This window comes from Mesorhizobium qingshengii, from assembly GCF_900103325.1.
GTDB lineage: Bacteria > Pseudomonadota > Alphaproteobacteria > Rhizobiales > Rhizobiaceae > Mesorhizobium > Mesorhizobium qingshengii.
This window is the reverse complement of sequence record NZ_FMXM01000020.1, coordinates 1-21,972: the sequence shown is the minus strand read 5'-3', so window position 1 is coordinate 21,972 and position 21,972 is coordinate 1. Positions and strand designations below refer to the sequence as shown.

Genomic DNA, 21,972 nt, shown 5'->3' with positions numbered 1-21,972 from the left:
CTAAAGTCCGAGCTCTTTCCGCAATTCCTCGGTGCTGGTGATAACGACAGCACCGGGCGGCCCATCCATCGGCTTTTCTGGCCAGAAGATCGTCTTCATCCCCGCCGCCAGCCCGGCCATGGCGCCCGGCCAGCTGTCGTCGATCGCTACCGCCTGCGCGGGATCGACACCGGCCAGATGCGCGGCGCGCAGGAACGGTTCGGGGTGCGGCTTGCCTTCGCGCACATCATTGCGGCTGATCGTCTTCATGCCGGGATAGGTCAGCCCGACCGTACGCAAATTGGCATCGACGATCATCCGGTCCGAATTCGATACGACGGCTTGCGCCACGCCCCTTGCCCGCAAATCGTTGAATATCTCGATCGCGCCGGGGCGCGGCTTCAGGCTCTCGACAAGCGGCAGATAGTGCTCGTATTTGCGGACGATCCAGTCGTCGAAGGGCAGATCCAGGCCGAACTCGTCGCGCATCATTTCGTAGACCGGCCAGGCGGCGACACCGAGCACGCGCTCATGCAGGTCGGGCGGCGGCACGAGGCCGACATTGCGCATCGCCGCCACCAGGGCGGCTTCGTGCAGCGGTTCGCTGTCGACCAGCGTGCCGTCCATATCCCAGAAAACCGCTTTCGGTGTCATGCAGAAAATCCCTTTTTCTGATCCCTTAAAGGGTTTGCGCCGGGAGATAAACCTTCCTGCCAGCTATCCCTTGTCGTCTGTCCAGGGCCGAAACCACCTGTCGTCCCCCGCTCGACATGAGCGAGGGATGGCATTTCCGTCGTGGGCATATCGCAGCGCAAGCAATTGCCCTGGAGATTGACAATTGCGCAGGAGGCTTTTCCCTGTAAGAGTAGCGGCGAACCGCCCTGATGACCGGCGGCTTCGGGAGGCAGGACGTGAGTACCCGGCAGGATGGCGGCAGCAACAGGCTGGACGACGCGGCGCGCGCCGGCTGGCTTTATTACGTTGCCGGCAACACGCAGGACCAGATTGCCGCCACGCTCGGCATCTCACGGCAGACGGCACAGCGGCTGGTATCGCTGGCGGTATCGGAAGGGTTGATCAAGGTTCGCGTCGACCATCCGATCGCCAACTGCCTTGATCTGGCGGCACGGTTGAAATCACGCTTCGCGCTCGATCTGGTCGAGGTGGTGCCGAGCGATCCCAACTCATCCTCCACCACCATCGGCATCGCCGAGGCGGCCGCCGCCGAGATTGAGCGGCGGCTGCGATCGCCGACCCCGATTGTCATGGCGATCGGCACCGGGCGCACGCTGAAGGCGGCGATCGAGCAGCTGCCGCCGATGGACTGTCCGCAGCACAAGGTGGTGTCCTTGACCGGCAACATCTCGCCGGACGGCTCGGCCGCCTTCTACAACGTCATCTTCACCATGGCCGACAGGGTGAAGGCGCGATCCTTCCCTATGCCGCTGCCGGTCATCGCCTCTTCGCCGGAGGAGCGCGAGATGCTGCTCAAGCAGCCGATGATCCAGCCGACGCTGGCGCTGGCCGCCGAGGCCGACGTCACCTTCATCGGCATTGGCGATCTCGGTCCCAAGGCGCCGCTCTACGAGGACGGCTTCATTTCGGAAAGCGAGTTGAAGGCGCTGCAGAAGGCCGGCGGCATCGCCGAAATCGTCGGCTGGGTGTTTGATCGCGAAGGCCGCATGATCGAAGGCATCACCAACGACCGGGTGTCGTCGGCTTCGCTGCCGTCACGCGAAAAATCGCTGGTCATCGCGCTTGCCATGGGCGAGCGCAAGCTGCCGGGTATCCTGGCGGCGGTGAACAGGCGGCTGGTCAACGGGCTCATAACCGATGAACGGACGGCGGCAGCCCTGCTGGCCGGCGGATGACACCGAACCGCTTTCGCTTGCGGGACTGTAACGGCACTGCGACCGATCTGGGATAAGGCCAGTCAAGCTATTTGCCCGGCCCGAAAGGGTCGTTGCCATCGAGGAAACCGAGGTCGCGTTGCAGATGCGGGGAGAGGTCCCTGATGTCGAGATGCGCTCTTTTTCTGACCGCGAACCAGCCGAATCCGTCCGCGAGCCACGAAATCCAGCGATGATCCGGTGCGGGAGTGCATTTTTGCTGCGCCATGGTCATGATCGTCAACCTTCGCTATCTTGCGCCCAAACGACGGGCTGATGCTGAATGTCGGTCTTGCCGGCCGCCTTTGCCAATCGAACGTCGATAAGGACCCATAAGGAGGCTTTATGCCGGACCTTGGCTCGCGACAGGTTTCGCAGCTCCCGCCGCTGCAGGCGATCCGGGTGTTCGAAGCGGTGGCGCGGCATCTTTCCTTCACCAAGGCCGCCGAGGAGCTTGCCATGACGCAGGCGGCGGTCAGCTATCAGATCAAGGTGCTGGAGGAACGGGTCGGCGCGCCGCTTTTCCTGCGGCGGCCGCGCCAGATCGCGCTGACCGAGGCCGGACAGCGCCTGGCGCCGGCGGTCAGCGAAGCCTTCGCCATTCTTGGCCAGGCCTATGCCGCGGCGCGTGGCGGCGCGGATGGCTTGTTGTGCGTCACCACGGTGCTGACCTTTGCCTCGAACTGGCTGGCGCATCACCTGGGCTCGTTCCAGATCGCGCATCCGGCGCTTGCCGTGCGGCTCGAAACGTCGAGCCGGCTGACGGATTTCGCCCGCGAGGATGTCGACCTCGCCATCCGTTCGGGTGGCGGCAAATGGCCGGGGCTGGAAGCCCACAAGCTGCTCGATGCCGATTTCACGCCGATGCTGAGCCCCAGGCTCGCGGCGAGCATTGGCGGCGTCAAGCAACCGGCTGACCTGTTGCGGCTGCCGATCCTCGATCCCGGCGACATCTGGTGGACGCAGTGGTTTTCGGCTGCCGGCGTGCATTCGCACGACCTTGCCAGTCGGCCCGGCAGCAGCATGGGGGCACAGGCTTATGAGGCCAATGCGGCAATCGCCGGTCATGGCGTGGCGATCCTGACCAGGGCGCTGTTCAAGGCGGAGCTGGCTGACGGCCGCCTGATCCAGCCTTTCGACCTGGTGGGTGACGACGGGCACGCCTATTGGCTGGTCTACCCGGAGGCGCGCCGCAACGTGCCGAAGATCCGCGCCTTCCGCGATTGGCTGCTGGCCGAGATAGCCGGCTGAGAGGCAAGGCCTCCGGCACCCCCCACGCAATCCTGCACGCCGTTCTGTCCTGCCACCTGACGAAGGCGGCGGGCAAGGCTCGCCCTCGCACTATCCCCCGTCCATTGCCCAGCACCGTCGCACAGTGCTGCGCTGCAGCATCGAATCCGGCTTGACATAATTAACACTAAATGAGTAATTGCTCACAGCCAAGGCAAATGCTCATCTTGGTTCATGGGAGGAATTTGATGAAACTTCGCACGCTCACCCTGGGCTTGTTGTCGGCCAGCGCTCTTGCCTTCGCCGCACACGCCGAATCCATCACCATCGCCACCGTCAACAATGGCGATATGGTCCGCATGCAGAAGCTGACCGACGACTTCACCAAGGCTAACCCGGACATCACGCTCAACTGGGTTACGCTCGAGGAAAACGTGCTGCGCGAGCGCGTCACGACCGACATCGCCACCAAGGGCGGCCAGTATGACGTGATGACCATCGGCACCTACGAGGTTCCGATCTGGGCCAAGCAGAGCTGGCTGTTGCCGCTCGACAAGCTCGGCGATGACTATGATGCCAAGGATATCATCCCGGCCATCGCCGGCGGTCTTTCGGTCGACGGCAAGCTCTATGCCGCGCCCTTCTACGGCGAAAGCTCGTTCGTCATGTACCGCAAGGACCTGATGGACAAGGCAGGGCTGAAGATGCCCGACGCGCCGACCTGGGACTTCATCAAGCAGGCCGCCGACAAGATGACCGACCGCGCCAATGGCGTGAATGGCGTGTGCCTGCGCGGCAAGGCCGGCTGGGGCGAGAACATGGCCTTCCTGACGGCGATGTCGAACTCGTTCGGCGCCCGCTGGTTCGATGAGAACTGGAAGCCGCAGTTCGATCAGCCTGAATGGAAGAACACGCTGCAGTTCTATGTCGACCTGATGAAGGCCGACGGCCCCGAGGGCGCGTCCTCCAACGGCTTCAACGAAAACCTGGCGCTGTTCCAGCAGGGCAAGTGCGGCATGTGGATCGACGCCACCGTCGCGGCGTCCTTCGTTTCGGACCCGAAGAACTCGACCGTCGCCGACAAGGTCGGCTACGCGCTGGCACCCGACAATGGCCTGGGCAAGCGCGGCAACTGGCTGTGGGCATGGTCGCTGGCGATCCCTGCTGGTACGCAGAAGGCTGACGCCGCCGAGAAGTTCGTTTCCTGGGCGACCAGCAAGCACTACGCTGAACTGGTTGCCTCGAAGGAAGGCTGGGCCAACGTTCCTCCGGGCACGCGCTCCTCGCTCTACGCCAATGCCGAGTACCAGAAGGCGGCTCCGTTCGCCAAGATGACGCTGGACTCCATCAACGCCGCCGATCCGACGCATCCGACCGTCAAGCCGGTGCCCTATGTCGGCGTCCAGTTCGTCGCCATCCCTGAGTTCCAGGGCCTTGGCACCACTGTCGGCCAGCTCTTCTCGGCGGCTCTTGCCGGCCAGTCGAGCGTCGACGATGCGCTGAAGCAGGCCCAGGACGCTGCCACCGCGGCAATGACCGAAGGCGGTTATATCAAGTAAGGCTCCTCCCGGTGCCGAATGCCGGTCGCCTTCCTGACCGGCAACGGCCGCCCGAGTCCCAGTTCGGGCGGCCGCCTTTAGCGCCTCTGAAAATTCAGTCTGACCAGTGAAGGGTGACCGTCATGGCTACTCAGCAGACCCGTTCGCTTGCCCGTTTCATGATGGCGCCATCCGTGGTGCTGCTGTTCGTCTGGATGATTGTGCCGCTGGTCATCACCATCTGGTTCTCCTTCCAGCAGTACAACCCACTCAACCCGATCCGTGACGGCTTCGTTGGCTTCTCGAACTACGCGCTGTTCTATTCAAACCCGGCCTTCCTGCAATCGATCCTCAACACGCTCACGCTGGTGGTCAGCGTGCTTCTGATCACGGTGATCGGCGGCATCCTGCTGGCGCTTCTGATCGATCAGCCGATGTGGGGACAAGGCATAGTCCGCATTCTCGTCATTTCGCCGTTCTTCGTCATGCCGCCGGTGGCAGCATTGGTCTGGAAGAACATGATCATGCACCCGCAATATGGGGTGTTCGCCGATATAGCACGCTTCTTCGGGGCCCAGCCGATCGACTGGTTCGGGCAACACCCGATGCTGGCGATCATCATCATCGTCGCCTGGCAGTGGTTGCCTTTCGCGACGCTGATCCTCTTGACCGCGCTGCAGTCGCTCGACGGTGAGCAGAAGGAGGCGGCCGAGATGGACGGCGCCGGCTTCATCAGCCGCTTCATCTATCTGACGCTGCCGCACATGTCGCGCGCCATCACGGTCGTCATCCTGATCCAGACGATCTTCCTGCTCTCCGTCTATGCCGAGATCCTCGTCACCACCAATGGCGGCCCAGGATACGCCTCCACCAACCTGCCCTTCCTCGTCTACCAGAAGGCCTTGCTGGAATTCAAAATCGGCCAGGCATCCGCCGGCGGCGTGATCGCCGTCATTCTCGCCAACATCGTTGCCTTCTTCGCCATGCGCGCCGTCGGCAAGAACCTGGACAAATAGGGAGGATACGATGGCACGCTCAGTCACCACCCAGCACAAGACGATCGCGACCGCGGCGGCCTGGATCGTCGCCCTGCTGATCTTCTTCCCGATCCTCTATACGATCATCACCTCGTTCAAGTCGGAACAGGAAGCCATCCAGGGCTTCAGCATCATCCCGTCGGGGACGATGGAGAGCTATGCCGAGGTCCAGGCGCAGAGCGGCTACTTCAAATTCTTCTTCAACTCGGTGCTGCTCTCGGTCGGTTCGACCATCCTGGCCCTGCTGGTCGCCATACCGGCGGCATGGTCGATGGCCTTCTCGCCGACCAAGCGAACCAAGGACATCCTGATGTGGATGCTGTCCACCAAGATGATGCCGGCGGTCGCCGTGCTGTTCCCGATCTACCTGATCTTCCGTGACACCGGCCTGCTCGACAGTCGCATCGGCCTGATGGTCATGCTGATGCTGATCAACCTGCCGATCGTGGTGTGGATGCTCTACACCTACTTCCGCGAGATCCCTGGCGAGATCCTGGAAGCGGCGCGCATGGACGGCGCTTCGCTGTGGAACGAGATCGTCTATGTGCTGACGCCGATGGCGGTGCCAGGCATTGCCTCGACCATGCTGCTCAACATCATCCTGGCCTGGAACGAGGCATTCTGGACGATCCGCCTGACCACCACCGAGGCCGCGCCGCTGACGGCCTTCATCAGCTCGTTCTCCAGCCCGCAGGGCCTGTTCTGGGCCAAGCTTTCGGCGGCTTCGACACTGGCGATCGCGCCGATCCTGATCATGGGCTGGTTCAGCCAGAAGCAGCTGGTGCGCGGCCTGACGTTTGGTGCGGTTAAGTAACGGACGTTGCCTGAAGCAAACGACGAAAAATAACCCCTCGGGGAGGAAACCATGGGAAACATCACGCTCAAGAACGTCTCCAAGTCCTTCGGAGCGACGTCCATCATCCCCGGCCTCGATCTGGTGATCGAGAATGGCGAGTTCGTCGTCTTCGTCGGCCCGTCGGGTTGCGGCAAGTCAACACTGCTGCGCCTGATCGCCGGGCTGGAGGACACCAGCGGCGGCACCATCAACATCGACGGCCGTGATGTCACCGGCGAAGCGCCGGCCAAGCGCAAGCTCGCCATGGTGTTCCAGTCCTACGCGCTCTACCCGCATATGACGGTGGCCAAGAACATCGCCTTCCCGCTGAAGATGGCGGGCGAGGACCAGGCCACCATCGACAGGAAGGTGAAGGACGCGGCGCGTGTGCTGAACCTCACCAACTACCTCGAACGCCGGCCCGGCCAGCTTTCCGGCGGCCAGCGCCAGCGCGTCGCCATCGGCCGCGCCATCGTGCGCCAGCCCTCGGCCTTCCTGTTCGACGAACCGTTGTCCAATCTCGACGCCGCGCTGCGCGGCACGATGCGGCTGGAGATCAGCGAGCTGCACCATCAGCTCAAGACCACCATGATCTACGTCACCCACGATCAGGTCGAAGCCATGACCATGGCCGACAAGATCGTCGTGCTGAACGCCGGCAACATCGAGCAGGTCGGCTCGCCGATGGAGCTCTACAAGACACCGAAGAACCTGTTCGTGGCCGGCTTCATCGGCTCGCCGAAGATGAACCTGATCGAAGGCGCGCCGGCGGCCAAATACGGCGCCAAGACGATCGGCATCCGTCCCGAGCACATGGAGATCTCGACCACCGCTGGCGAATGGAAAGCGACGGTCGGCGTTGCCGAGCATCTCGGCTCCGACACCTTCCTGCACGTCCAGGCCGATGGCGTCGGTCCGCTGACGGTGCGCGCCGACGGCGAGCTGGCCGTGCATCATGGCGACACCATCTATCTGACGCCCGACAAGGCCAAGCTGCATCGTTTCGGCGCCGACGGAAAGGCGATGTGACCATGCGACTGGCCGGCAAATCGGCGCTGATCACGGGCTCCGCCCGTGGCATCGGCAGGGCTTTCGCGGAGGCCTATGTCGGCGAAGGCGCCACCGTCGCCATTGCCGACATCAATCTGGAGGCTGCGCAGAGGACAGCCGCCGAGATCGGCGCAAAGGCCTATGCGGTCGAGCTCGACGTGACCGATCTCGCCTCGATCGAGGCGGCGGTGAAAGCCGTCGAGGCGAAGACCGGCGGCCTCGATATCCTGATCAACAACGCCGCCCTGTTCGATCTCGCGCCAATCGTCGAGATCACCAGGGCGAGCTACGACAGGCTGTTTTCCGTCAATGTCGCCGGCACGCTGTTCATGCTGCAGGCCGCCGCCCGCTCGATGATCGCGCGAGGCAAGGGCGGCAAGATCATCAATATGGCGAGCCAGGCCGGACGGCGCGGCGAGGCACTGGTCGGCGTCTATTGCGCCACCAAGGCCGCCGTCATCTCGCTGACCCAGTCGGCGGGGCTCGGCCTGATCAAGCACCGCATCAACGTCAACGCGATTGCTCCCGGCGTGGTCGATGGCGAGCATTGGGATCATGTCGATTCGCTGTTCGCCAAGTACGAAAACCGGCCGAAGGGCGAGAAGAAGAAGCTGGTCGGTGACGCCGTGCCCTACGGCCGCATGGGCACGGCCCATGACCTTACCGGCATGGCGGTCTTTCTCGCCAGCAGCGACGCCGAATACATCGTCGCCCAGACCTACAATGTCGATGGCGGCCAGTGGATGAGTTGAGGGCGGGGACGGCCTCTTCTCCTCGTTCCTCCGCGCGGAGAAGAGGCCGACATCAAGGTGAGGGGCAGCATCTACCTCGGAAGATTGCACCGCGCCTCACCTTACCTCTCCCCCGTTAAAGACGGGGAGAGGGATGTAACGAAGGCCGCAGCCCGGCCAAAGGGTAAAACAGATGATCGTGAAACTCTCGTCTTCAAACCTCTCCAAACTGCCCGCCAAGGTCGCCGGTCCGAAATATGACCGCGCGGCGCTCAAGGCCGGCATCGTGCATTTCGGCGTCGGCAATTTCCATCGCTCGCACCAGGCCGTCTATCTCGACGACCTGTTCAATTCGGGCATCGGCCACGACTGGGCGCTGGTCGGCGCCGGCGTGTTCGAGGGCGAGAAGATCGGCCGGGCCAAACTGGAAGAGCAGGACTGGCTGACCACCGTGGTCGAGCAGGACAGTGGCCATATGAGTGCCCGCGTCACCGGCGCGATGATCGACTTCCTGATGCCCGGCGATGCGGCCGGCATCATCGAACGGCTGGCGGACCCGGCGATCAGGATCGTTTCGCTGACCATCACCGAGGGCGGCTATTTCATCGACCCGGCCTCCGGCGTGTTCAACCCGACCCATCCCGATATCGTCGCCGATGCCCAGCCAGGCGCCACGCCGAAGACCGTGTTCGGCATCATCCTTGCCGGACTTGTACGCCGCCGCGATGACGGCATCGTACCGTTCACCGTGATGTCCTGCGACAACATCCCTCACAATGGCCATGTCACCTCCGACGGCGTCATCGGCCTGGCGCGCCTGATCGACGAGGACCTGGCGAACTGGGTCAGCAACCATGTTGCCTTTCCGAACGGCATGGTCGATCGCATCACGCCGGCCACCACCGATCGCGAGCGCGGCATACTGGCCAGGGACTTTGGCGTCGAGGACAACTGGCCGGTGTTCTGCGAGCCCTTCCGGCAATGGGTGCTGGAAGACCATTTCACCGATGGCCGTCCGCCATTGGAAAAGGTGGGCGTGCAGTTCGTCAAGGACGTTGCACCCTATGAGTTGATGAAGATCCGCATCCTCAATGGCGGCCATGCCACCATTGCCTATCCGGCCGGGCTAATGGACATCCATTTCGTCCATGAGGCGATGCAAGAACCTCTGGTCGCCGGCTTCCTGGCCAAACTCGAAAGGGAAGAGATCATTCCGACCGTGCCACCGGTGCCGGACACGGTTCTGGAAGAGTACTACCAGCTCATCGAGAGCCGCTTCTCCAATCCCAAGATCGGCGACACGGTGCGCCGTCTCTGCCTCGACGGCTCCAACCGCCAGCCGAAATTCATCATCCCGACCATCGCCGACCGCCTGAAGGCGGGAAAAAGCGTCGCCGGCTTGGCGCTGGAATCAGCGCTGTGGTGCCGCTACTGCTTCGGCACGACGGACAGCGGCGCCGTCATCGAGCCCAACGATCCGAGCTGGGACCGGCTGCAGGCGACGGCAAAGGCGGCCAAGGACGCGCCTGCCGCCTGGCTTGCCATGGAGGACATCTATGGCGATGTCGGCCGCGCCGTACCCTTCGTCGAGGCGTTCGCTCATGCCCTCGACGTGTTGTGGACGGATGGCGCGCGGGCCACGCTGACGCGCTACCTCGCCGGCAAGCTCTGAGACCATCCGAAACCATGGCGCCTGAACTGGTCATCTTCGACTGCGACGGCGTGCTGGTCGACAGCGAAGCGCTCTCCGTCTCGGCGCTGATTGGCATGATCAAACTTGCCGGGGGCAGCGTCAGTGAGGACACCGCCTACGAGCATTTCCTCGGCAAGAGCATGAAAAGCGTCCGCGAGATCCTCGGCCGCGACTTCGGGCTCGACATAACCGACAGGCACCTGACCGAGATGCGCGTCGAATTGATGCGCAGGTTCCGCGAGGAGCTGAAGCCTATCCCCGGCGTCACGGAAATGCTGCCGAAGCTCGGTCTGCCGTTCTGCGTCGCGTCCTCGGGCACGCTCGACCGTATCCGCTATGCGCTCGACGTCACCGGATTGCTTGGGCTGATGGAGCCGCATCTGTTCAGCGCCGGCATGGTGGCCAAGGGAAAGCCCGCGCCGGACTTGTTCCTGCATGCCGCCGCCAGCATGCGAGCCCAGCCGCGCAAATGCGTCGTCGTCGAGGACAGCCCGGCCGGCATCGCCGCGGCACGGGCGGCGGGCATGCGCGTCCTTGCCTTCACCGGCGGCTCGCATGCCGGCAACAACCCCACCTTGAAAGCGCGGCTTGCGTCGAGTGAACCGGACTTTATATTCGCTGACATGCTGCAATTGCCCGATCTGATTGCAGGCCTGGGAGCGAGAGTTAAAGCATCTTGACGAAACAATTTGTCTGCGCGGTCGATGTCGGCACCGGGAGCGCCCGCGCGGGCATTCTCGACACCACTGGCAGCTTGCTCGGCCGCGCCGAGCGGCCCATCGCCATGAACCAGCCAAAGGCCGATCACGCCGAACATGATTCGCGCGATATCTGGTCGGCGGTCTGCAGCGCCGTGCGCGCCGCGCGCGAAAAAGCCGGCGTCGCCGCCGAAGATATTGTCGGCATCTCCTTCGACGCCACCTGTTCGCTGGTGGTGCGTGACCGGCAAGGTGGCCAGATCAGCGTCTCGGTCAGCGGCGACAAGCGTTGGGACACCATCGTCTGGCTCGACCATCGCGCCATTGCCGAGGCCGACGAATGCACGGCAAGCGGCCATGCCGTGCTCGACTACATCGGTGGCGTCATGTCGCCGGAAATGGCGACGCCGAAGCTGATGTGGCTGAAACGCAACCTGCCCAAGACCTGGAATGAAGCCGGCTATTTATTTGACCTGACCGACTTCCTGACCTGGCAAGCGACAGGCTCGCTGGCCCGCTCGCAATGCACGCTGACAGCCAAATGGACCTATCTGGCGCATGAAGAGATCGGCTGGCGGCGCGATTTCTTCGAAATCGTCGGCCTCGAGGATCTTTTTGAGCACGGCAATTTGCCGGAGAGAGCCAGCCCGGTTGGCGCCGATATCGGTCAATTGACCGCGCAAGCGGCGGCGGAGCTTGGCCTGACGGAAAAGTGCCGGGTCGGCGCTGGCGTCATCGATGCCTATGCCGGGGCGCTTGGCGTGCTCGGCGGCTTTGCCGGTGACGAACAGAATATCGGCCGGCATCTGGCGCTGATCGCCGGAACATCCTCCTGCGTCATGGCGATGTCGCCCGACCCGCAGCCTTTCGCCGGCGTCTGGGGCCCCTACTATGGCGCGGCACTGCCGAAGCTGTGGCTGTCGGAAGGTGGCCAGTCAGCCACCGGCGCCCTGCTCGACCACATCATTCGCTGGCACGGCGCCGGCGGCGAGCCGGATGCCGCCATGCATGCAAAAATCGCCAGGCGGGTCACCGAACTGCGCACCATCGAGGGAGAAAACCTGGCCGCGAGGCTGCATGTGCTGCCGGATTTCCACGGCAACCGCTCGCCGCTTGCCGATCCACACGCCGTCGGCGTCGTCAGCGGGCTGACGCTGGATTCCTCCTTCGACAGCCTGTGCAAGCTCTACTGGCGCACCGCCGTCGGCATCGCGCTCGGTGTGCGCCATGTGCTGGAGGCACTGAACGAGAACGGCTACCTGATCGACACGCTGCATGTCACCGGCGGCCACACCAAGAACCCGCTTTTGATGGAGCTCTATGCCGACGCCACCGGCTGCACGGTGATCGAGCCGCTGGCCGACGAGGCGGTGCTGCTCGGAACCGGCATGGTGGCGGCCACCGCGGCCGGGCTTTTCCCCGACCTCAACGCCGCCTGCCTTGCCATGCAGCAGGGCGGCAAGCGGCGGGCGTCCAATCCCACGGCAACCGGGCGCTTCGACCGCGATTACCGGATTTTCCTCGAGATGCACCGGCAGCGGCAGGTGCTGGACGCGATCCGGTAGGGCGCTGTCGCGTCACTGAATCAGCAGGGAGGCGCCGGACTTGGCATCGAACAGATGCAGGCTCGATTCGTCGAAGGTATAGCGCACATCGCCGCGGATGACGGGACAAGCGCGACTCGAAACCAGCGCGCTGATTTCCTTGCCGCCCAAACCGAATGTCACCAGCGCATCATTGCCATGGAACTCGATGAGATCAGCCGTGCCTGCCAGGAGGTTCCCGGAGGCGTCGGGGGCTGCGGGCTTGAGGTCCGGGGGCCTGATGCCAAGCACCGCGCGCTCGCCATGTTGAAGCTTGAACCGTGAGCCATCGATGCTGAAGACCGTCCCGGCATTGGTCAGCGTCCAGCCGTCTGCTTTCCGGCCTATGGTGACGTCGATGAAGTTCATGTTCGGCGTGCCTATGAATCCGGCAACGAACAGATTGCCCGGCCGCTCGTAGATTTCCGCCGGCGAGCCGATCTGCTCGATCCTGCCGTCGCGCAGCAGCACGATGCGGTCGGCGAGCGTCATCGCCTCCAACTGGTCGTGGGTGACGTAGACGGTGGTCGTGTTCAATGACTGATGCAGGCGGGCGATCTCGACGCGCATGTGGTTGCGCAGCTTGGCGTCCAGATTGGAAAGCGGCTCGTCGAACAGGAACACTTTTGGCGTCTTGATCATGGCGCGGGCAATCGCCACGCGCTGCTGCTGGCCGCCGGAGAGTTCAGCCGGCTTGCGGCTGAGATAGGGGTCCAGGCCAAGCGTCTTCGAGACGGCTTCGACACGCTGCTGAATCTCGGCCTTCGGCACCTTCTGGCGCTTCAGGCCGAAGGCGATGTTGTCGAAGATCGTCATATGCGGGTAGAGCGCGTAGTTCTGGAACACCATGGCGATGCCACGGTCGCCGGGATCGAGGTCGTTGACCACCTTGCCGCCGATCGAGACCTCGCCGCCGCTGATGTCCTCGAGCCCCGCCAGCATGCGCAACAAGGTCGACTTGCCGCAGCCCGACGGGCCGAGGAAGACGACGAATTCGTGTTCCTCGATGCTCAGATTGAGGTCTCGGATGACGGTCGTGGCGCCATAGGATTTCTCGACATGGGAGCAGGTGATCGCGGACATGGTTCGGTCAGCCCTTCTCGCTCGAAATCAGGATCTGCAGCTTGACGTCTTCCGGGCGGCCCGCAGCCGCCCGCTCGAACGCCTCGATGCTGTCGGAGAAATCATAGGTGCCGGTGATCAGCGGATTGAGGTCAACCTTGCCTGACGCGATGAGCTGCAAGGCGCGGTCGAAAATGTTGGCGTAGCGGAACACCGTCTCGATGCGCACTTCCTTCGATATGGCCGCCGGCACGTTGAGCGACACCGGCTCCACCGGCAGCCCGACCAGGACCACTGCGCCGCCGGGACGCACGACATCGAACAGATTGGCGAACGCCTTCGGGCTACCGCTGGCCTCGAAGACAATGTCGGCTCCCCAATTGTCGGTCGCCACCGCCACCGCATCGGCCAGCGACAGCTCCCCGATGTTGACCGGGACGATGCCCGGATACCGGGCCGCAATTTCGAGCTTGGGGGCGGAGAAGTCGGAAATCAGCACCTTCGAGCAACCGCCGGCAAGCGCGGCAAGCGCGATCATGATGCCGATCGGGCCGCAGCCGACGACAACCGCCACGTCGCCCGGAACGATGCGCGCGCGGGCGGCCGCCTGCATGCCGATGGCAAAGGGCTCGACCATCGCCCCTTCGGCGAAGGAAACATTGTCCGGCAGCCTGTAGGTGAACGCGGCCGGATGAACAGCTTCAGGCGCCAGAATGCCGTGCACTGGCGGTGTCGCCCAGAAGCTCACGTCCGGGTCGACATTGTAGATGCCAAGTTTTGTTGCCCGCGACGACAGGTTCGGCACGCCCGGCTCCATGCAGACGCGATCACCAACCTTCAGCGTTCGGACATTGGCGCCGATTTCGACGATCGTACCGGACGCTTCATGGCCGAGCACCATCGGCGCACGCACGACGTAGCTGCCGATGGCGCCATGGGTGTAGTAGTGCACGTCGCTGCCACAGACGCCGACCGTGTGGATGGCTATTTTGACGTCGTCCGGCCCGACGTCGAGCGGCAACGCAATCTCGCGCAGGGCCAGCTCGCCCTTTTTCTCAAGCACCAATGCCCGCATCGTATCGTCCTCGCTTCAAGTCTTTTTCTGCCGGAAAACGGAATTCAGGAAGCCGCTGAGCACGCCGAGAAACAGCAGCGGCGGCAGCGACAAGAGCACGACCGAGGCGTTGAGGATGCCCCACGGCACGTTCATGCCTTGCTGGGACAATTCCGAAGCCACGATCGGCAAGGTCTTGGCGTTGGAGCTGGACAGCATCAGCGCGATCAGGAACTCGTTCCAGACCAGCACGAAGCTGAAGGCGACCGCGCCGGTCAGCGAGCGCGCCGCGACCGGCAGCGCGATCCGCCAGAACACCGAATAGGCGCCGTAGCCATCGACGAAGGCGGCTTCTTCGACCTCCTTCGGCACGGCCTGGAAAGCGGGAATGGCCAGCCACATGATCACCGAGATGGTCAGCAGCGAGTAGGTGACGATCAGCGCGGCCAGCGTGTCGTAGAGCCCGAGTTGCAGCCAGATCACCATCAACGGGATGGCCACCGCCACCGGTGGCAGAAAGCGCAGCGACAGCACGAAGAACTGGATGTCGCCGGCCCAGCGGTTGGGGTAGCGCGCGACCGAATAGGCGGCGGGCAAGCCAAGCACCACGCCGATCAGCACCGCGACGCCGCAGGCGATGACCGAGTTGTAGAGGCCGGTCATGACGCTGTCGCGGCCGATGATGTAGCTGATATTGGCCAGTGTCGGGGTGAACACCAGGCGCGGCACGCGGGTGATGATGTCGACATTGTTCTTGAGCGAATTGAGCGCCGTCCACAGCAGTGGAAACACCGCCATGAAGCCGGCAAAGGCCAGCACAGTCTTGCCGATCAGGCGGCCCGGCCTCATGCCTGCACCCGCTTCCACAGCATGGTGAAGGTGATGACGGTGGCGATCATCATCAGCACGGCCATCGCCGAGGCATAGGACACCTTACCGGACTCGATGAAGCCTTGCGAGAAGGCGTACATGTCGAGCGTTTCGGTCGCCACGCCTGGTCCGCCACGCGTCATCACGTAGATCAGGTCGAAGGACCGCAGCGACTCGATCATCTTGACGAACATCAGGCTGATCAGCGGTGCCTTCAGCATTGGCAGAGTGACATAGGCGTGGATCTGCCAGCGCTTGGCATGGTCCAGCCGTGCCGCCTCGATCGGCTGCGGCGGCAGCGTTTCCAAAAGCTTCAGCACGATGACGGCGAAGAACAGGCCCCACTGCCAGACATCGACCGACGCGACGGCAAACAAGGCTGTCGCCGGCTTGGACAGCGGGTCGAAGATCAGCCCGCCGGTCAGCAGCCGATAGGGATAAGTGGCGATGCCGTAGAGCGGATGGTAGGCGAACTTCCACACGAAGGCCGCCGAGACACGTGGCAGCAGCACCGGGATGATGAACAACAGGCAGTAGATATTGCGCAGGCGCGGCGACGCGACCTCGAACATCAGCACGCCCAGCCCGATCGCAACGGCCATTGTCGCCACGACGGTGACGATCTCCCACTTCACCGACACCCAGACGGCGTTGAGAAAACGCCGGTCGAAGAACAGGTCGTAGAAATTCGAGAACCAGACATAGGAATAGGCTGTCGAGGAGAGCTCACGGTTCTGCAAGGCGATGACGATGGCGTAGAGAGTCGGCACCATCGACAGCACCAGCAGGATGGCAAGCGTCGGAACGATGAAGGTGACCGGCAAGGATGAGTGTCGGGCCATTGGTATCTATCCGGCAACAGTTCAGCAGCGAGGCGGAAATCCCGCGGCGCGCAGGCCCCGGCATTCGCTCGAATGCCACGGACTGCGCGCCGCAGAGGGAGGATCCTTTATTTCTTCACCAGCTCGTTGGCGTAGGCTTCAAGCTCGTTGAGGCCACCCTTGATGTCGGTTCGGGTGCCGGTGACCAGCTCCTCGAGGATGATGCCCCAACGGTCGCCAAGATCGGGCCAGCGCGGGTCCTGCCAGAAGTTGACTGCCGTGACCTTGCCCGTTTCGGCCAGCGCCTGTCCGAGATCAGCACCGTAGATATCGGCGAATTCCTTGCTGGACAGAATGCTGGTGCGGTTCAGCTCACCGAACTGGTGGGCATCAAGCCGGCGCTTCTCGTTTTCCTTCGACGTTGCCCAGGCGATGAACAGGCCGGCGCATTTTTTCGAAGCGTCGTCGGCGTTGGCCTTCGCCGCGATGGCAAGGCCATGGCCGTAGCCGCCGCCGGTGAGCGGCGATGGCGGCGGCAGGAAGCCGACCTTGCCGACAACCTGCGAGGTCTTCGGGTCGACCGACATGCCCGACAGCGGCGTCGATTCGACGAGGATGGCAACCTGACCCGACAGGAAGGCGCCGGTCGATTCATCCCAGCTGCCGGTCTGCGTGCCAGGTGCCGAGTCCTTGAACAGCTTCAGATAGGTCTCGGTCGCCTTGACCGCGGCGTCCGAATTGAAGACCGGCTTGTCGCCGTCGAACCACTGGCCGCCATAAGCCTTGAAGAAGGGCATCCAGCGCCAGACATTGGCACCAGAACCGCGTGCGCCGCGCAGTGCGATGCCATACATGCCCTTGTCGGGATTGGTCAGCTTAGGCACGTCGGCGATCAGCTCGTCCAGCGTCTTGGGCGGCTGGATGCCGGCGGCCTCAAGCACGTCCTTGCGGTAGACCATCAGGTCGCCGCCGCCGGTCAGCGGCGCGAACCAGACCTTGCCGTCATAGGTGGCGACTTTCTGGCGGCCCGGATCGAAATCGGCGTAATCATAGTCAGCCGGATAATAATCGGTCAGCGGCACGATCCATTTTGAAGAGGCAAACAAGGCGACGTTGGCCTCGTCGACATAGTAGACGTTGTAGTTGCCGACGGTGGACGCATCGGCGCGCGACTTTGCCCGGCGGTCGTTCTCGTTGAGATAATCGATCTGGAAGCTGGCGCCGGAGAGCTTCTGGAACTCGGCCTTGGAGTCCTCCAGAAGCGTCAGGCCGTCACGTGGCTGCGCCAGCACCTTGACCGGCGCCGAGCAGACCGGCGCCTGCGCCAAGGCGATGGTGGAAACGGTAGCGGAAAGCACAAAAGCTGCGCCAAGGCTGGCAGCAAGCCGAACTGGTTTCATGATCTTTTCTCCTCCAGGGACACTTCGCAGGAAGCGGACATCCTCGGGTTATGCGATCCTCACCATCGCCCGAGTGACATGCCACCCATCGCCAAAATGCGGAGTTGCCGCGGGCCATGCTAGAAGCCCCGTTGCAGCCGACCTGTACTTTCATGCATTGTGCAGCGCAAAAACCCGCATTCGTTTAGGATGCTCGTCACACGAGTATCGATGGCGCCCGGAGCGGTGATTTTGGAGTGCGCTTATGCGCGCATTGTCAGCCGCTGCCGCGACAGCCGGCGGTAGGACGACGGCGTCAACTTATGCTTGCGCATGAAGGCGCGGTTGAAATTCGAGATGTTCATATAGCCGACCTGGAAACAGATGTCGGTGATCGGAATCTCGGTGTCCGCCAAGAGCTTGCAGGCCTGCCAGAGTCTTAGCTTGGCGAGGTGGTCGCTGAAGCTGTTGCCGGTGTTCTTCTGGAAGAAGCGCGAAAACGTGCTTTCGGTCATACCGGCCAGTTCCGCCACCTCCGGCAGCTTCAAATCCTCGGCGAAGTGCTGGAAGAGATAGGTCAGCGTGCGCTGGATGATGTCGAGCGAGGCGGCATCGAGAACCGGAGAGAAATCCGGGGACGACAACAATTCATACTCGTCGGTCCTGGCCAGCAGGTCGACCAGTTCGAGGAACAGGCAGAGCCGGGCTAGCCCATGCACGTGCCCCATCCGTTCCAATAATTCAGCGCCTTCGAGCGCCGTGCGGCCATGGAAGAGGATGCCGCGCAGCGATCGCTCCAGAAACGGTTCCAGTTCGCGCAATTCCGGCAACAGGCCCGCCGATCCCCGCAGCCTTTGCGCATCGAACTGCAGGACGATGTCGCGGCCTTCAATCAACTCGCCCGGCTGTACCGCCGTCACCCAATCATGCGGCAGGCCGCCGCCGACGATGGAGAGATAGCCCGGGCCGAATTCGCCGATATGGTCGCCGACCAGCGCGACGCCGGAGGATTTTCGCAGCAGGTGGATTTCATATTCAGGGTGGAAGTTCCAGACATTGCGCTCCCAGGGATAATCGTCGAGCCGCCACAGGAAACTGTCGCTCGCCTCGGTGACGATGTGCTCGAAGGACGGTGCTGTCCGCGGGATCGCGGCCGGGTTCTTTCTGCGCCTGAACTGCATCCTACCTCCTGGCAAACCCGGGATCCGTGGTGGCACCCTCACTCGTCCATGCAATCCGTAGCAGCCGATTGCTCGCATGTGAAATGGGGATCAGTTCCCGCAGTGAGTGAGGTTCGGCGCTGTGAGCGGCAATCGCCGGCTCCAAAGTCCCCAGGCTGGCTCAATCTGTTCTCGCCCCCTCCTCTCTTGCCTTCATGTCGCGTTTCGTACAAAAGCTGACGCAAACGCCGCGAAACCGAAGGTTTTGCCGTTTGACAGGCGGCTTCCGGCTCTTTGCCGACGTGCCGTAGCTGGAAAGAGCGGAAAATGTCTGCGATCGAAGCCGGTGCTCGCGCACCGGAACATCTTTGGCGTCAGGAAATCAGGGCGACGCTGGCGCTCGCCTGGCCAATGGTGCTGACCAATCTCGGCCAGACCGCGATGACGGCCACCGACGTCATGATGATGGGTCGGTTGGGACCGGACACGCTGGCCAGCGGCGCGCTTGGCGCCAACCTCTATTTCATGCCGCTGATCTTCGGCCTCGGCCTGATGCTGGCGACCTCGCCGATGATCGCCACCGAGCTCGGACGCCGCCGTCATTCGGTGCGCGACCTGCGCCGCACGGTACGCCAGGGCCTGTGGCTGGCGATCCTGATCTGCATCCCGATCTGGATCGTGCTTTGGCATGGCGAGGCCATTCTGTTGGCCATGGGCCAGGAACCGGCGCTGGCGCGTCAGGCCGGCATCTATCTGCGCTACCTCGAATGGGCGGTGCTGCCGTTCTACGGCTACATCGTGCTGCGCTCGTTCATCTCGGCACTGGAGCGGCCGGGTTGGGCGCTGGTCATCGTCTTCGTCGCCGTTGCCTGCAACGTCTTCTTCAACTGGGTGTTCATGTTCGGCAATCTCGGTGTCGAACCGATGGGCATCGCCGGCTCCGGCCTCGCCACCACGCTGTCCAGCACGCTGATGTTCATCGGCATGGCTGTCGTGGTGATGCTGGAGAAGAAATTCCGCCGCTACCATCTGTTCGGGCGTTTCTGGCGCGCCGACTGGCCGCGCTTCAAGGGCCTGTTGCGGCTCGGCCTGCCGATCGCCGGCATCCTCGCCTTCGAGGTGACCATCTTCAATGCGGCGGCGCTGCTGATGGGCCTGATCGACGCGGATTCGCTGGCCGCGCACGCGATCGCCATCCAGATCGCCTCGATCAGCTTCATGGTGCCGCTCGGCCTCAACCAGGCGGTGACGGTGCGCGTCGGGCTTGCCCATGGCGCCGGCAATCCGGAAGGCGTTTCCCGCGCCGGCTGGACCGCCTTCGTCATCGGCGTCTCATTCATGGCGCTGATGGGACTGGTGATGATCCTGTGGCCGCATCCGCTGATCAGCGCCTTCATCGATCTCAGCAACCCGGCCAATGCCAGGGTGATAGGGCTTGCCGTGTCGTTCCTGGCCTTCGCAGCGCTGTTCCAGGTCTTCGACGGCGCGCAGGCGGTCGCCGCCGGCATGCTGCGCGGCCTGCACGACACCAAGGTGCCGATGATCTACGCCGCGATCGGCTATTGGGGTGTCGGCCTGCCGCTCGGCGTGCTGCTCGCCTTCCATTTCGGCCTGCATGGCGTCGGCATCTGGATCGGCCTGTCGTCGGGGCTGGCCGTGGTGGCGGCCCTGCTTCTGGTGCGCTGGCTGCGGCGGGATAGGATCGCGCCGCCGCTCGCTTTCGGTCATTGAACGCAGACGGCCGCCGGTCTGGCGGCCGTCATGTCCCAACATTGCGGCTCATTAAACGGAGCCTTCATGTCGGCCCATGAAACGTCTGCTTTGCGCCGATTGTGTTGAAAAACTCAGGCTTGAAGCAGCTCTGAAGCACGGATTCAATCTCCTTGGCCAAGGAGATTGAGTCGATGATGGGCGAACCGACGGTGATGCAGGAGGCGCTGTTCTACGAGTTCAGCATCGAGGGTCACGTCCCTGCTGACCATCTATTGCGCTCGATCGACCGCTTCGTCGACCTGTCGGGGCTGCGCTCGCATCTGCGGCCGTTCTACAGCGAGATCGGTAGGCCCTCGATCGATCCGGAACTGATGATCCGGATGCTAATCGTCGGCTACTGCTTCGGCATCCGTTCCGAGCGGCGGCTTTGCGAGGAAGTGCATCTGCATCTCGCCTATCGCTGGTTTTGCCGACTTGGCCTGGAGGGTGATGTCCCCGATCATTCCACCTTCTCGAAGAACCGGCACGGCCGCTTTCGCGACAGCGATCTGCTGCGCGAACTCTTCGAGACGACGGTGCGCCGTTGCATCGAAGAAGGTCTCGTCGGCAACGAGGGCTTCGCCGTCGATGCCAGCCTCATCAGGGCGGACGCGAACAAGCAGCGCTCTGCCGAGGGATCGGAGCAGGTCGACTGGGAGACGATGGCGGCAACACGCCGTTCGGTACAGGAGTATCTCGACACGTTGGACGATGCCGCGTGGGGTGGAGCGAGCGAGGTGAAGCCGAAGTTCATATCGAGGTCCGACCCGGCGGCTCAGTGGACGGGAGCGATGAAGGGGCATGCCTTCTTCGCCTACGCCACCAACTATCTGATCGACCTGGATCACGCCGTCATCGTGGACGTCGAGGCAAGCCGCGCCATACGCCAGGCGGAAGTCGGCGCGGCACGCACCATGATCGATCGCGCCCGGGATCGCTTCGGCCTCTATCCGGAACGCCTGGCCGCCGACAGCGCGTACGGCTCGGCCGAGATGTTGGGCTGGTTGGTGCACGAGCGCGGGATCGAGCCGCATATCCCGGTCTTCGACAAGTCGGAGCGTCGCGATGGGACCTTCGAGCGGGCAGAGTTCAGCTATGATCGCAAGCGCGATCTCTACACCTGTCCAGGCGGCAAGGAGCTCAGGCAGTATCGTCGGCGGTTCGCTTCACCCCGCGACGGTGTCGACGACGAGGGCTTCATGCGCTACCGCGCCAGCAAGCTCGACTGCGACGCCTGCGCCCTCAAGCCTCGATGCTGTCCGAACGGTCCAGCCCGCAAGATCCTACGCTCTATCCACGAGGGTGCGCGGGACATGGCCCGCGATATTGCCGCCACCGACGCCTATGTCACCTCGCGTCGCGAGAGGAAGAAGGTCGAGATGCTGTTTGCGCACCTCAAGCGCATCCTGAAGCTGGATCGCTTGCGACTACGAGGACCAAACGGTGCTCGAGACGAGTTCCATCTGGCAGCCACCGCCCAGAACCTCAGGAAACTCGCCAAGCTGATTCCGGTGCCGATGCCGAAACCGGCATGAGGCGGAAGGCGTTTGCTCACGACCTAGCATCAGTCGATGTCGTGGCCGAGACGCGGCCGGCTTTTTCAACAATATC

General features: G+C 63.2%; 20 protein-coding genes. 12 read left to right on the top strand and 8 right to left on the bottom strand.

Annotated features, from left to right (window positions below; all coding sequences use genetic code 11):
• Nucleotides 1–633, bottom strand: coding sequence for an HAD family hydrolase (locus tag BLS48_RS25820; protein ID WP_091584008.1), 633 nt, complete (start codon nt 631–633; stop codon nt 1–3).
• 257 nt (nt 634–890) lie between these two features.
• Between BLS48_RS25820 and BLS48_RS25815 the strand changes: the two genes are divergently transcribed.
• Nucleotides 891–1,850, top strand: a complete 960-nt coding sequence (locus tag BLS48_RS25815; RefSeq protein ID WP_091584269.1) for a sugar-binding transcriptional regulator — start codon at nt 891–893, stop codon at nt 1,848–1,850.
• A gap of 67 nt (nt 1,851–1,917) precedes the next feature.
• On the opposite strand, the gene BLS48_RS25810 is transcribed toward BLS48_RS25815, so the two are convergent.
• Complete coding sequence (locus tag BLS48_RS25810) at nt 1,918–2,103, bottom strand: hypothetical protein (protein ID WP_091584267.1); 186 nt, start codon at nt 2,101–2,103, stop codon at nt 1,918–1,920.
• A 110-nt stretch (nt 2,104–2,213) separates the two neighbouring features.
• On the opposite strand from BLS48_RS25810, the gene gcvA reads away from it, so the two are divergent.
• The 9 genes from gcvA to BLS48_RS25765 all read left to right on the top strand — a co-directional run bounded on the left by gcvA (nt 2,214) and on the right by BLS48_RS25765 (nt 12,245).
• Complete coding sequence (gene gcvA / locus BLS48_RS25805; RefSeq protein ID WP_091584006.1) at nt 2,214–3,119, top strand: transcriptional regulator GcvA; 906 nt, start codon at nt 2,214–2,216, stop codon at nt 3,117–3,119.
• A 227-nt stretch (nt 3,120–3,346) separates the two neighbouring features.
• Nucleotides 3,347–4,657 (top strand): ABC transporter substrate-binding protein, encoded by a 1,311-nt coding sequence (locus tag BLS48_RS25800; RefSeq protein ID WP_091584003.1) that lies wholly within the window; start codon nt 3,347–3,349, stop codon nt 4,655–4,657.
• 122 nt (nt 4,658–4,779) lie between these two features.
• Nucleotides 4,780–5,652, top strand: coding sequence for a carbohydrate ABC transporter permease (locus BLS48_RS25795; RefSeq protein ID WP_013528414.1), 873 nt, complete (start codon nt 4,780–4,782; stop codon nt 5,650–5,652).
• Nucleotides 5,653–5,662: 10 nt separating this feature from the next.
• Nucleotides 5,663–6,487, top strand: a complete 825-nt coding sequence (locus BLS48_RS25790) for a carbohydrate ABC transporter permease (RefSeq protein ID WP_091584001.1) — start codon at nt 5,663–5,665, stop codon at nt 6,485–6,487.
• A gap of 51 nt (nt 6,488–6,538) precedes the next feature.
• A complete protein-coding gene (locus BLS48_RS25785) occupies nt 6,539–7,537 on the top strand; it encodes an ABC transporter ATP-binding protein (protein WP_091583998.1) in 999 nt (332 codons plus the stop codon).
• A 2-nt stretch (nt 7,538–7,539) separates the two neighbouring features.
• The gene (locus BLS48_RS25780; RefSeq protein ID WP_091583995.1) at nt 7,540–8,310 is read left to right on the top strand and encodes an L-iditol 2-dehydrogenase; all 771 of its coding nucleotides are present in this window, start codon (nt 7,540–7,542) and stop codon (nt 8,308–8,310) included.
• 172 nt (nt 8,311–8,482) lie between these two features.
• The gene (locus BLS48_RS25775; RefSeq protein ID WP_091583992.1) at nt 8,483–9,961 is read left to right on the top strand and encodes a mannitol dehydrogenase family protein; all 1,479 of its coding nucleotides are present in this window, start codon (nt 8,483–8,485) and stop codon (nt 9,959–9,961) included.
• A gap of 14 nt (nt 9,962–9,975) precedes the next feature.
• Nucleotides 9,976–10,662 carry an HAD family hydrolase gene (locus tag BLS48_RS25770; protein ID WP_091583989.1) on the top strand — a complete coding sequence of 229 codons (687 nt, stop codon included), beginning with the start codon at nt 9,976–9,978 and terminating at the stop codon, nt 10,660–10,662.
• Nucleotides 10,659–12,245: an FGGY-family carbohydrate kinase gene (locus tag BLS48_RS25765; RefSeq protein WP_091583986.1), complete on the top strand. Its 1,587-nt coding sequence runs from the start codon at nt 10,659–10,661 to the stop codon at nt 12,243–12,245. Before BLS48_RS25770 ends, BLS48_RS25765 begins: the two co-directional genes overlap by 4 nt.
• A 12-nt stretch (nt 12,246–12,257) precedes the next feature.
• Here the strand turns inward: BLS48_RS25765 and BLS48_RS25760 are convergent, their stop codons facing one another.
• The 6 genes from BLS48_RS25760 to BLS48_RS25735 form a co-directional block, all read right to left on the bottom strand.
• A complete protein-coding gene (locus tag BLS48_RS25760) occupies nt 12,258–13,346 on the bottom strand; it encodes an ABC transporter ATP-binding protein (RefSeq protein WP_091583984.1) in 1,089 nt (362 codons plus the stop codon).
• Nucleotides 13,347–13,353: 7 nt separating this feature from the next.
• Nucleotides 13,354–14,400: an NAD(P)-dependent alcohol dehydrogenase gene (locus BLS48_RS25755; protein ID WP_091583981.1), complete on the bottom strand. Its 1,047-nt coding sequence runs from the start codon at nt 14,398–14,400 to the stop codon at nt 13,354–13,356.
• A gap of 15 nt (nt 14,401–14,415) precedes the next feature.
• Nucleotides 14,416–15,228: a carbohydrate ABC transporter permease gene (locus BLS48_RS25750; RefSeq protein ID WP_091583978.1), complete on the bottom strand. Its 813-nt coding sequence runs from the start codon at nt 15,226–15,228 to the stop codon at nt 14,416–14,418.
• Nucleotides 15,225–16,091 (bottom strand): carbohydrate ABC transporter permease, encoded by an 867-nt coding sequence (locus BLS48_RS25745; RefSeq protein ID WP_091583976.1) that lies wholly within the window; start codon nt 16,089–16,091, stop codon nt 15,225–15,227. Before BLS48_RS25745 ends, BLS48_RS25750 begins: the two co-directional genes overlap by 4 nt.
• Nucleotides 16,092–16,198: 107 nt before the next feature.
• Nucleotides 16,199–17,470: an ABC transporter substrate-binding protein gene (locus tag BLS48_RS25740; protein WP_091583973.1), complete on the bottom strand. Its 1,272-nt coding sequence runs from the start codon at nt 17,468–17,470 to the stop codon at nt 16,199–16,201.
• Nucleotides 17,471–17,712: 242 nt separating this feature from the next.
• Entirely contained in the window at nt 17,713–18,630 is a 918-nt protein-coding gene (locus BLS48_RS25735) for an AraC family transcriptional regulator (RefSeq protein ID WP_091583971.1), read from the bottom strand.
• Between the two features lie 306 nt (nt 18,631–18,936).
• Here BLS48_RS25735 and BLS48_RS25730 point away from each other — a divergent pair, with 306 nt between their 5' ends.
• A complete protein-coding gene (locus BLS48_RS25730) occupies nt 18,937–20,340 on the top strand; it encodes an MATE family efflux transporter (protein ID WP_091583968.1) in 1,404 nt (467 codons plus the stop codon).
• Nucleotides 20,341–20,513: 173 nt separating this feature from the next.
• Nucleotides 20,514–21,896: an IS1182 family transposase gene (locus BLS48_RS25725; RefSeq protein ID WP_091584264.1), complete on the top strand. Its 1,383-nt coding sequence runs from the start codon at nt 20,514–20,516 to the stop codon at nt 21,894–21,896.
• Nucleotides 21,897–21,972: the final 76 nt, after the last annotated feature.